The organism is Aliivibrio sp. SR45-2 (assembly GCF_963890165.1).
GTDB lineage: Bacteria > Pseudomonadota > Gammaproteobacteria > Enterobacterales > Vibrionaceae > Aliivibrio > Aliivibrio salmonicida.
In genome coordinates this window covers 1-8,976 of record NZ_CAWPRC010000210.1, presented here as the reverse complement: position 1 = coordinate 8,976, position 8,976 = coordinate 1, and the positions used below count along the sequence as shown (strand labels likewise).

At 36.5% G+C, this 8,976-nt stretch carries 7 protein-coding genes; 3 read left to right on the top strand and 4 right to left on the bottom strand.

Annotated features, from left to right (window positions below; genetic code table 11):
• Nucleotides 1-501: 501 nt before the first annotated feature.
• Nucleotides 502-879 (bottom strand): ATP-binding protein, encoded by a 378-nt coding sequence (locus AACV33_RS19980; protein ID WP_065609328.1) that lies wholly within the window; start codon nucleotides 877-879, stop codon nucleotides 502-504.
• A gap of 2 nt (nucleotides 880-881) precedes the next feature.
• Nucleotides 882-1,802: a LysR family transcriptional regulator gene (locus AACV33_RS19975; protein ID WP_017021465.1), complete on the bottom strand. Its 921-nt coding sequence runs from the start codon at nucleotides 1,800-1,802 to the stop codon at nucleotides 882-884.
• Nucleotides 1,803-1,925: 123 nt separating this feature from the next.
• Here AACV33_RS19975 and AACV33_RS19970 point away from each other — a divergent pair, with 123 nt between their 5' ends.
• The 3 genes from AACV33_RS19970 to AACV33_RS19960 all read left to right on the top strand — a co-directional run bounded on the left by AACV33_RS19970 (nucleotide 1,926) and on the right by AACV33_RS19960 (nucleotide 4,675).
• Nucleotides 1,926-3,122 carry a glycine C-acetyltransferase gene (locus AACV33_RS19970; protein ID WP_017021464.1) on the top strand — a complete coding sequence of 399 codons (1,197 nt, stop codon included), beginning with the start codon at nucleotides 1,926-1,928 and terminating at the stop codon, nucleotides 3,120-3,122.
• Complete coding sequence (tdh, locus tag AACV33_RS19965) at nucleotides 3,122-4,153, top strand: L-threonine 3-dehydrogenase (protein WP_012552112.1); 1,032 nt, start codon at nucleotides 3,122-3,124, stop codon at nucleotides 4,151-4,153. Before AACV33_RS19970 ends, tdh begins: the two co-directional genes overlap by 1 nt.
• Before the next feature lie 189 nt (nucleotides 4,154-4,342).
• On the top strand, nucleotides 4,343-4,675 hold the full coding sequence (locus AACV33_RS19960; RefSeq protein WP_182700587.1) for a DOPA 4,5-dioxygenase family protein: 333 nt from the start codon (nucleotides 4,343-4,345) through the stop codon (nucleotides 4,673-4,675).
• A gap of 77 nt (nucleotides 4,676-4,752) precedes the next feature.
• Here AACV33_RS19960 and AACV33_RS19955 read toward each other — a convergent pair whose 3' ends face one another.
• Complete coding sequence (locus tag AACV33_RS19955) at nucleotides 4,753-5,991, bottom strand: hypothetical protein (RefSeq protein WP_182700586.1); 1,239 nt, start codon at nucleotides 5,989-5,991, stop codon at nucleotides 4,753-4,755.
• A gap of 188 nt (nucleotides 5,992-6,179) precedes the next feature.
• On the bottom strand, nucleotides 6,180-8,513 hold the full coding sequence (locus AACV33_RS19950; RefSeq protein ID WP_182700585.1) for a Lon protease family protein: 2,334 nt from the start codon (nucleotides 8,511-8,513) through the stop codon (nucleotides 6,180-6,182).
• Nucleotides 8,514-8,976: the final 463 nt, after the last annotated feature.

Sequence of the window (8,976 nt, the reverse complement as noted above, 5' to 3'; positions counted from 1 at the left end):
GCCAGCGTTCAATCTGAGCCATGATCAAACTCTTCAATTAAAGTTTTTTGGTTGCTCTGTCTTCTTAATTAAAAGAGGGCAGAAACAAAACCGGCTCAATGATTTATACTGATTTCTTACATAAATATATTTGTGTAGTCACTCAGTTCATTGATAGTTGCTCACTTATAAATAAGTTAAGCTATTTTGACTATCAACCTATAAGTGTCCACACAGATTGCTAAGGTCTAATTATTAAAGAGCTCAAAACTAAGCTTTCACTTTCGTTTTGTTTGAAGTGTCATTTCAATTACTAAAAGTAAGTTGCAAGCAACTTTTGAAAACTCCGTTCGCGTTAATGTTTCACTTCACATCGAAACCGTAAACCCTTGCTAAGAAAGGTTTGCTGTGACAACGGATGCGAAGTATAGAGATTTAGAAAGCAGTTGCAAGTACTTTTTAAAACAAAGAAAACGATCGCTCAAAAAACAAACAGATCGATATGAAAACAACCTACAACGACTAAGCTTGCCAATCCTTTTTCATTCTCTTTATTACTAGTTCAGGGACGTTGTGCGTACTTTTAAATTGGCCTTTGCATACTTCAATATTCAGTACTGCTCCGTATTGTTGGGCAATTTTCCGATAAGCATCCATTTCCCACTGCTTAACAAACGTATTCGCCACCACCACACTTCTACCATGATAAAGATTAAATTCACATTGAGATTGGCACCATTGATGAGCCGAGCTTAATAATGATCCTTCAAAGCAATATTTATTATCATCATTCACAAAAAACTGATCCGCCTCTATATGTACCAAATCCAATGTTTTTGCCAATGTTGATTTTCCACTACCAGGTAAGCCTCTCAATAATCGCAATTCTAATTTATTCATAACTAGCTCTGCTCTTTCATTAAATTCTGTCTTACAAACTCAGTAAATACTTTTATTCTTGATGGCATGTATTTATTTTGTGCATACTGCATCGCGATAACACCATGATAATTTCCTTTTATCTGCCAATCAGAAAGAACAGGAACAACATCGTTATTCTCTAACGCTTCTTTAATTACAAAATCAGGAAATATCCCAATACCAAATCCGTCTTTAACACCATTTAGCCGCATCTGCGAATGGTTAACAGCATATCGACCTGTCACTGCAATAACATGACTCTCGTCGCCTTTCACGAATTCCCAAATATGATCTGTTGTTGTTTCTCCTAAATACAAACAATCATGATTAGGTAATTCTTTTGGGTGAAGAGGCAACCCTCTCCCTTCTATATAAGAGGGGCTTGCACACAAACTTAAATTAACCTTCCCTATCTCCTTCATAATTAATCCTTCCGTCGGTTTATCCGTTAACCGAAAGACCACATCAATACCTTGAGCTATCATATCTATATCACCATCGGAGGCTCTTAGCTTTAATTGAATTTTAGGGTATTGGGTTAGAAAAGGAGTCACTAAAGGTTGAAGTACTATCGTTAAGAATGCTTTTGGTGCAGCAACCGTCAAACTCCCAGAGGGAACTATATGCTCTGAACTAGAAATATCAATCGCCTGCTGAGCCGCCTCAACCATAATGACGGATTGCTGATATATTTTTTTACCCGACTCAGTAATAAGCAAGCTACGTGTTGTTCGCTCAAATAACTTTACAGATAGCGCACTTTCTAATCGAGTAATTAGCTTACTCAACGCAGATGGCGTTACCCCAAGTTTTTTAGCTGCAGCCGTAAAGCTTCCTTCATTAACGACTACAATATACGTAGCAAGATCGGGTAATAAGGTAATAAGTTTATTTGTGACCATGATTCACTAATGCTTTTCCATTTTTAGGGATAATAGTCGTAATTGATTTGAATTAGAATCTATTTATCGGATTTTGATTACACTTTTTATGTACAACAATTATAACTAAAAGAAGGGAACACAATGTCTTCTGCATTCTACACTCAGATCCAAAATCAAATTGAAGAAGTAAAGAGCGAAGGTTTATACAAATCTGAGCGCATCATTACTTCAGCTCAAAAAGCATCTGTTTCTATTTCTACAGGCCAAGAAGTACTAAACTTCTGTGCAAACAACTACTTAGGATTAGCTAACCACCCTGCACTTATCCAAGCAGCTAAAGACGGCATGGATGAGCATGGCTTTGGCATGGCATCTGTTCGTTTTATTTGTGGTACTCAAGACTCTCATAAAGTACTAGAAGAAAAGCTTTCTACTTTTTTAGGTAAAGAAGACACCATCCTTTACACCTCATGTTTTGATGCAAATGCAGGTTTATTCGAAACTATTTTAGGCAAAGAAGATGCAATCATCTCTGATGCTCTAAACCACGCATCAATCATTGATGGTGTTCGTCTTTGTAAAGCAATGCGTTTCCGCTATGCAAACAACAACATGACTGAATTAGAAGAACAACTGATTGCCGCGAAAGAAGCAGGTGCTCGTCATACGCTTATCGTTACAGACGGCGTATTCTCAATGGATGGCGTGGTTGCTAACCTTCCTGCTATTTGTGATTTAGCCGATAAATACAACGCACTTGTTATGGTTGATGATTCTCACGCTGTTGGTTTCATGGGCGAAAATGGCGCAGGTACTCACGAACACCACAATGTTATCGACCGTATTGATATCATCACAGGTACGCTAGGTAAAGCAATGGGTGGCGCATCAGGCGGCTACACTTCGGGCAAAAAAGAAGTGATCGATTGGTTACGTCAACGCTCTCGTCCGTACCTATTCTCAAACTCTGTTGCTCCTGCAATCGTTTCTGCGTCTATTCGCGTTCTTGATTTACTGGCTGAATCTGGCGATCTACGCACAAACTTATGGGAAAACTCTGCTCATTTCCGTACTCGTATGGAAGCCGCTGGTTTCACTATGGGCGGAGCTGATCACGCCATCATCCCAATTATGTTAGGCGATGCAAAATTAGCCGCCGAATTCGCAGAGCGTGCGTTAGAAAAAGGCATCTATGTTGTTGCTTTCTCTTTCCCAGTGGTGCCTAAAGGCCAAGCTCGTATTCGTACACAAATGTCAGCGGCTCATTCTCGTGAGCAGTTAGATCGCGCAATTGATGCCTTTATCGCAGTAGGTAAAGACATGGAGATCATTAAATAATGAAAATTAAAGCACTATCAAAACTAAAACCTGAAGAAGGCATTTGGATGACCGAGGTTGAAAAACCTGAAATGGGTCATAATGATATTCTTATCCGTATTAAGAAAACGGCTATTTGTGGTACTGACGTACATATCTACAACTGGGATGAGTGGTCACAAAAAACCATTCCTGTTCCTATGGTTGTAGGTCACGAATACGTGGGCGAAGTTGTTGGTATTGGCCAAGAAGTTCGTGGTTTTGAGATTGGCGACCGTGTTTCTGGCGAAGGTCACATTACTTGTGGTCACTGTCGTAACTGTCGTGGCGGCCGTACTCACCTTTGTCGTAATACAACAGGTGTTGGTGTTAACCGCACTGGTGCTTTCTCTGAGTTCTTAGTTATTCCTGCATTCAATGCATTTAAGATCCCTGCAGGTATTTCGGATGATCTAGCATCCATCTTTGACCCATTTGGTAATGCGGTTCACACTGCCTTATCATTTGATTTAGTGGGTGAAGACGTTCTTATCACTGGTGCTGGTCCGATTGGTATTATGGCTGCTGCGGTTGCAAAACATGTAGGTGCTCGCCATGTTGTAATTACTGACGTTAACGAATTCCGTTTAGATCTTGCTAGAAAAATGGGCGTTACTCGTGCAGTAAACGTGATGAACGAGAAACTTGAAGACGTAATGTCAGATCTTGGTATGACTGAAGGTTTTGATGTTGGTCTTGAAATGTCTGGTAATCCATCAGCGTTCAACAGCATGCTAACCAACATGAACCATGGTGGTAAGATTTCTTTATTAGGAATTCCGCCATCAGACATGGCAGTAGATTGGAACCAAGTCATCTTTAAAGGCTTAGTTATCAAAGGTATCTACGGTCGTGAAATGTTTGAAACTTGGTATAAAATGGCAAGCTTGATTCAATCAGGCTTAGATCTAACGCCAATCATTACGCACCACTACAAAATTGATGATTTCCAAGCAGGCTTCGATATGATGCGTTCAGGAATGTCAGGAAAAGTAATCTTAGATTGGGAATAATCCCTAACGACAGATACTAACAAACGATAAAAGGCTAAACTTCGGTTTGGCCTTTATTATATTACTCGCGCTTATTTATTCTCAAGAGATTCAAAGTATAATCATGTAGATATTAAACTGATTAATAGAATCCGCACTCACAGTTATCTCAATCTATTGGGTAGTATATAATTAAAAAGAGAAAGTAGTATGAAGAATTCAGAACATAACGGGTTTCATGTTCATGTCTATTTTAATGAACATAATATTGATTGTGCAGTTGCTCTAACAGAGGCCTTATACAAAGCATTTGGTTTTGAGATTGGGAATATAAACACAAAACCGATTGGTCCCCATCCAGTATGGAGTCGCCAAGTTTCCTTTAGAGAAGACGATTATCAAGCTGTATTTCAATGGCTAGAGGCAAATCGTTCTGATTTATCAATTTTAATACATCCCTTAACCGAGAATGAGTATCGTGATCATACTGAATCTGCAGTATGGTTTGGAAAACCAATTAATCTTGATCTAACTATATTTTAATAAACAACATCAATAGTATTCACGTCTTCATTTATTATAAAAAGAAATGAAGACCTAAATACTTATTATAGGTTTAATTAAATCGTAAGGGTTTTATAAGCTAAAAACTCTTTATTAAAATGATAGTCAGACCACATCTTTTCATTTTCACGACTTTCAATAAACGCACGCTTCGCTGAAATAAATGCCAGTTTTTCACTCATTTCTTTAGTAGAAAATTCTTTAAATTTATAACTACTTCGTGCTGTTTGGCCAACAATACCTTTGAATATCGTTTCATTTTCTCTTCGTTTAACAACGACACCGATTATTCCTGAAGATGGATGCTTAGCAACAAAGTACTTCCCTTTCGCTGATTCTTCGTTACGTTTACTTTCAAAGTTAGCCCAGTTGTAATTCGCTTTCATCAAGGCAACTTTACGCAATACGTGCGCTGGATGTGTACATGCTTTGAATTTATTAATCTCTATTTTTGTGCCTATTTTCGCATGTTCTTTTTTTACAATGAATTCAGATTTATCTTCCGATTCAATCATTTGAATTTTCTTTGGCTTTCTTTTAAATTCAAACCATGTTTTTTCAAACATCACTTTATTGCTATCCATTGCTTTTTGAATTAGTTGGTCGCAGATTTCACGCATTTCAAACCTAGATAGCGGTGTAGTGATTAGTGTTTTACTCGGCTTGAACTTTTCAATTTCAGAACCATTCGTTTTCATATACGTATCTAATACCTCACCTATTGCATTTAACTCTGCTAGGAAATTACCGAGATCATCAAAATTAATGTTATATAAACTACGTGAGAAATTATGAGAACGATAAGAACGCTTATTTTCATGGCGTTCAAAATGGCTATTAATATAAGGAGTGCCATTTATCATTGATACTTTTAATTGAATATTAGGATGTAAGCCTTGATAAACAGATTTTGCAGTGAAGGTTTTTGTTTTTCTTGCGTCATCTGCCGTTTCATATTCTTCTTGTTCAATCAACTCTGCTATCGACCACGCCGCTTCAATAATTGCTTCAGAACGTGCATCAACGTCGTTATCTTCATTATCAAAATCAGCATAATACGCTTTGCTATAATATGGTTTTCCTTTACGAGCAAAACGGACTTGTGCAAATTCCATTCTTCGTCTTTTTGTTGATTGACCATCATTCCAATTGATACCAATAGGAATCCAGTATTCAGTTCCACTAATATCAACAGGTTTTACCCGTAGTAATAAATTTTCTTCTATGTAAGTTTTTTTACCACGAACGACAAGAAACGTATCGAAATCCAATCGTGGAGAAAGCGGATGGTACATATAGTAAGAACCTCAATATATGAAATAGATAAATTACAGCCGAGAAAAAACCTTGAAGGAAGCGCTTTTTATTTCATTGTTATCTTATTTTTTAATTATATCACCGTTTTAATTATTAGTTTAGATTTCTTATAACAATATAAAAAAAGGCATAAGATTGATCTCATACCTTTCTTGGTGATTAAAGATTAAACGCTTAATTTAGAACGAATTATATCATAAACACCATCATTACTTTCAGTGTTAATTATTTTACCTATTAATAGCTCAATAGCTTCGCTAACTCGTTTAACAGGCCAGATAGCAAATGTACCTTTTTCAATGGCTTGAGTTACTTCAGTATTTAACATCAAATTTTGAACATTAGATTCAGGAATAATGACCCCTTGAGAGCTTTTTAATCCTTTAATTTTACAAACTTGATAAAATCCTTCAATTTTTTCATTTACTCCACCGATAGGTTGCGCCTCTCCAAACTGATTCATTGAACCTGTAATAGCGATATCTTGTCTTATACCTTTTCCTGAAAATGCAGAAATAATAGAACAGAATTCAGCCATCGATGCACTATCGCCATCAACACCACCGTAAGATTGCTCAAATGCTAAACACGTTTTTAATGGGATCGTTTTTTCACTCCCAAATAGAGAGGCAAGATATGCACTCAGTATCAACACACCTTTAGAATGGATACTTCCACCTAACTCGACTTTTCTTTCAATATCAAAAACTTCACCTTTACCAAATGACGTTGTGGCTGTAATTCTATTTGGCATTCCAAATTGATGATTTGACGTAGATAACACAGATAACGCATTAACCTGCCCTACTACACGGCCTTCGGTTTCCATCAACGTAGTTCCGTTAACAAAACTTTGCATAACCCCATCTTGAACCCGATTAACACGATGTTCTTTATTAGATAAAGCCAATTCTACATGCTTCAAACGGATCATATTTGAATTCGCAGCTCGTGCGATGTAGTTAGTTTCTTTCAATAAATTAGAAATATCCGCAGAGTGCAACGACAAACGATTTTGATCTCCCGTTTGACGAGAGCTGTATTCAATAATTCGTTCTATCGCTCTTTTATCGCATTGCAGCATATTACCATCATTTACAATGCTCGAAATAAATTGAGCATAATGAAACTCAGAAGCATCCGTTCTTGGCATATCATCTTCAAAATCAGCCGTAACTTTGAATAACTCACTGAATTCAGAATCATAATGCTGTAACAGTTGATACGTTTGGTAATCACCAAATAAAATAATTTTCACATTAAGAGGGATCGGCTCTGGTTCTAAAGAAACCGTTCCAGATAGGGTTACCTCCCTTTCTAATGAGCTTAAATTAAGGTTTTGAGAACGTAATGCTCGCTTTAAACCATCCCAAACATAAGGGCGTTCAAGCACTTTTACGGCATCCATTAATAAAACACCTCCATTTGCCTTATGAAGACTACCTGGGCGAATTAAGGAAAAGTCAGTAAATACAGTTCCTTTAAAGGTTGCATTTTCTATATAACCAAACAAATTATGATAGCTAGGACTTTCCTCAACGATTAAGGGAAACTGTTCTGTCTTTTGACTAACAATAAGATTGATTTGATAACGTCGTGGTAATTTCTTTTCTAACGACGCATAAGCAAGTTCAGCATCTTCATTACCTTCTTGAATAAAAACATCAAAGTTTTCTAAAATGTCTTTTTCCATGTCTTTTAAATGCTGAGTGATCACCTTTGAATCTTGATATTTAACCTTAATCACTTCAAAGTTAACACTTAATACTTGAGAGACCACTTCTTGATTCAACTTCTCGATCTTATCCGAATATTTATCTTCCCATTCAGTCAGTTGACGAACCAAACTTCTTAATTTTATTTCCAGTTCATCGATAATAGATTCAAGCTGACGTTGTTCTTGTCTATCTAGCGCATCAAAGCTGTCTTCGGTATGTAATTCTTCGCCATTCATAGCAATAAATTGATACTCGCCTTGGGTTGTCACAGCAAGACTGATCCCTTTACTCTTAGCCTCTTTAGTTAATGATTCAAGTAATGATTCTTGCTTATCGACTAACTGATTTTTTAATATACCCGTTCGGCTATAATAGAGCTCATTGTCAAACGCAAGTGGAATTGCTTTAACAAATTTTAATGTTATTTTTTCAATTTCTTTTTTAAAGCTTAACCCACTGCCCACTGGTAACTGTAAAATTTTAGGGCTTCGCGTATCATCAAAATTAGTGACATAACACCAATCACATACTCCGTTCCCTACGGGTTTATGGCGCTTTAAATAACGTAAGACCATTGTTCTCTTGCCAAGACCATTTTGACCAACGGCATAAATATTATAACCACGGTCGGGAATAGACATCGCAAACTCAACAGCTTGCTGCGCCCTATCCTGACCAACAATTTCATCAATAGGTGTAATATACTTGGTAGATTTACAGGTGTTCTCATCTAGGTTTGCAGAGCGATATACTTGCTTATGCGTGAGAGGTAAAGTAGACATAAGGCGACCTCTTTTTATTAGTAATTTTTACCAGTATAGTTTGAAAAAATCGCTATTTTAGTGACCTGTCCTGTAAATATTTGAATTGATAGGTATTTTGGAAGAAATAAATAAACCCATCGGTTAATAGAATAACCATAATAAAATTAATTTTAGTCTTTAATGAAAACAATGCTTATCATTAAAATATAAATACGTTCAATTACAGATAAGCTCTGAAGGCATATTAGCTTCTAAGGTCGTTTCTGGGTTAATTCCATTTACAGACGAATACATCGATGATCTGCTTGAATAAATGAATTTAAATACTATTAGATGTTAATTCAAAAAGACTGAAAATTTATTGTTGCTTTGATTATGCAATTTATCTCAGTGTTTATTTTGGCTAAATGGACTGAAAATAAAGAAAAGAAAGAAATAACGTGTTCAAAAGTGACTGCATCATCATAACAGTTAGAACAAT

Coding starts and splice junctions, on each gene's coding strand:
- AACV33_RS19980 (WP_065609328.1), bottom strand. CDS start 879: ATGAATAAATTAGAATTGCGATTATTGAGAGGCTTACCTGGTAGTGGA.
- AACV33_RS19975 (WP_017021465.1), bottom strand. CDS start 1,802: ATGGTCACAAATAAACTTATTACCTTATTACCCGATCTTGCTACGTAT.
- AACV33_RS19970 (WP_017021464.1), top strand. CDS start 1,926: ATGTCTTCTGCATTCTACACTCAGATCCAAAATCAAATTGAAGAAGTA.
- tdh (WP_012552112.1), top strand. CDS start 3,122: ATGAAAATTAAAGCACTATCAAAACTAAAACCTGAAGAAGGCATTTGG.
- AACV33_RS19960 (WP_182700587.1), top strand. CDS start 4,343: ATGAAGAATTCAGAACATAACGGGTTTCATGTTCATGTCTATTTTAAT.
- AACV33_RS19955 (WP_182700586.1), bottom strand. CDS start 5,991: ATGTACCATCCGCTTTCTCCACGATTGGATTTCGATACGTTTCTTGTC.
- AACV33_RS19950 (WP_182700585.1), bottom strand. CDS start 8,513: ATGTCTACTTTACCTCTCACGCATAAGCAAGTATATCGCTCTGCAAAC.